Below are 236 nucleotides of genomic sequence, written 5' to 3'. Positions count from 1 at the left end.
GACCAGATCAAGGCGCATTGTAAAAACGAAAACCTGGGAGGTATGGAAATGGCAACGTGCGCGCAATTTAGTTTTGAAGCGGCGAATGCAACTCTCGCTAAGGCAGTAGAAGAAAATGAAAAGGAAATCGCAAAAAACGACATGGAAATTAGAAAAAATCACAACCCCGTCGCGCTGCCGTATTTCAAGCGTGCACAAATAAACTGGCAAAATTATCGCGATAATCAATGCTACGC

General features: G+C 43.6%; 1 protein-coding gene. It reads left to right on the top strand.

Annotation, left to right across the window (positions count from 1 at the left end; genetic code table 11):
• A partial coding sequence (locus tag SB751_RS35250; protein WP_410749645.1) for a lysozyme inhibitor LprI family protein occupies positions 1–236 on the top strand: 236 nt, incomplete at both ends.

This window comes from Cupriavidus sp. SIMBA_020, assembly GCF_046535395.1.
Classification (GTDB): domain Bacteria; phylum Pseudomonadota; class Gammaproteobacteria; order Burkholderiales; family Burkholderiaceae; genus Cupriavidus; species Cupriavidus campinensis.
The sequence above is the reverse complement of the archived record's forward strand: the minus strand, read 5'-3'. Positions and strand labels throughout refer to the sequence as shown.